Here is a 939-nt window from a genome sequence, read left to right on the forward strand (position 1 = left end):
ATCATTAAGACCAGCTTCTCGAGATATCATCCGGTGATGCGCGGTCAGGCAACATCAATCCAGCATTCCCATCAGAGATTTTTTCGCTCACGCTTGACAGAACCTTTCGGTTCTTGCTCCGCGGGGGCGCCAAACGATTGGCGACGGCCTTACGGCCTACCAAAATTTGGTCAACAACAAAATGCCTCAGGACAAGCTTTCCTACCTACTCCAATCCCTCCACCAATTCCGGCCGACTAAGCCATCACAAGGTTTCACTGAGACTGGGCTCGGACGCCTTGAACCAATGGTTCAAAACACCTGGAAGCTTCCAGACATATCTTCTCTTCACAATGCAGACAGAACAGGCACAATCTCGTTTGAGATGTGCAAACTTTTATTTCTTCAAAAGGATATTTTCCAACCAACCGATCAGTTCGCCCTACAGGCCAGAGGCCGTCGGCCACGTTTGGCCGGCCCGTCTGGAGCGCAGCGGCGTAAGCCGCGACAGCGTCAAGACAAACCAACCCGATCGCTTCGCGATTGGTGGAGCTTATCGGGATCGAACCGATGACCCCCTGCTTGCAAAGCAGGTGCTCTCCCAGCTGAGCTAAAGCCCCAACCATCGCAAACACCCAAACAGCTAAGCCGTCAGGGATCAGGCTAAATCTAAAACCATTGGTGGGCCCGGGTAGACTTGAACTACCGACCCCACGCTTATCAAGCGTGTGCTCTAACCAACTGAGCTACGGGCCCATCTCGCCGAGCGCATGGTAACCTCAACTGAAGTCTCCATACAGGCCAGAGGCCGTCGCCGGTCGTCCGGCGCCCTCGCGGAGCCAGGATCGAAGATCCGAACAGGCGTGAGCGCAAACCAAAGGTTTATATCCTTTTTGAAGAAAGAGAAACGTGGACGGCGACACTTGCCATACCAATCCGAGTACCGAAGTACTTCCGTGG

General features: G+C 53.8%; 2 tRNA genes. Both read right to left on the reverse strand.

From position 1 onward, the window contains the following. Positions 1–523 precede the first annotated feature (523 nt). A tRNA-Ala gene (locus CPJ18_RS26515) sits at positions 524–599 on the reverse strand. Positions 600–658: 59 nt separating this feature from the next. Beyond that, a tRNA-Ile gene (locus tag CPJ18_RS26520) sits at positions 659–735 on the reverse strand. Between the last annotated feature and the right edge of the window lie 204 nt (positions 736–939).

Source organism: Agrobacterium rosae (assembly GCF_002915175.1).
Classification (GTDB): Bacteria; Pseudomonadota; Alphaproteobacteria; order Rhizobiales; family Rhizobiaceae; genus Agrobacterium; species Agrobacterium rosae.